This window comes from Streptomyces aurantiacus (genome assembly GCF_001418335.1).
Classification (GTDB): domain Bacteria; phylum Actinomycetota; class Actinomycetes; order Streptomycetales; family Streptomycetaceae; genus Streptomyces; species Streptomyces aurantiacus.
In genome coordinates, this window is record NZ_LIPP01000431.1 from 872 (window position 1) to 1,607 (window position 736).

Sequence of the window (736 nt, forward strand, 5' to 3'; positions counted from 1 at the left end):
CCAGGGGCACGGTGTCCACCGCTGCCGCGCAGGTCGAGGTCCCGGCCGGTGTCACCGCCGGGGTCGCGGTGTACGACCGGCAGACAGGCGTCTTCACCGACCAGCTCAACGCGAGTATGCAGTTCCGCTCGGCCTCCGTCGTCAAACTGCTGCTGGTGCTCGACTTCTTCTGGGACCGTGATCCGGACTACACCGTCCCCGCCGCCGACCGCGCCCTGCTGGAACCGATGCTCCGCAGCAGCTACGACGACGCGGCAGACCACTACTGGACCGTCAACGGCGGCTCGGCGATCATCGACCGCATGGTGACCGAACTCCGCCTGAGCGACACGGAGGGGCCGCCCGCCGGCTACGAGGGCTACTGGGGCTACACCGCCATCTCGGCCCGTGACACGGTCAAGGTCTACCGCTACATCCTGGAACAAGCACCCGTGCCCGTACGGGAGTTCATCATGTCCAACCTGCGGCAGTCGACTCGCTGTGCCGCGGACTCCTTCGACCAGCACTTCGGCATCGCCGGCTCCTTCGACCGGCCATGGGCGGTCAAGCAGGGCTGGTCGGGCGATTTCGAAGAGGGCACGTGCGGTGCCGGGAGCACGAAGAACGCGGGGGCGGCATCTCGGTCCGCCGCACCGAAGTCCGCCGCACCGAAGTCCACGGCTACGAAGGCCGCCGCACAGGTGAACCTGTCCCGGCCCGCCCTGCACACCACCGGCACGGTCGGCGCGGGCGACCG

Annotated in this window: 1 pseudogene; it reads left to right on the forward strand. The window is 69.2% G+C overall.

The features are described 5' to 3' along the window. Positions 1-11 precede the first annotated feature (11 nt). Positions 12-736 (forward strand): annotated as a pseudogene (locus tag AOK01_RS37910) (hypothetical protein); the annotation flags it as partial.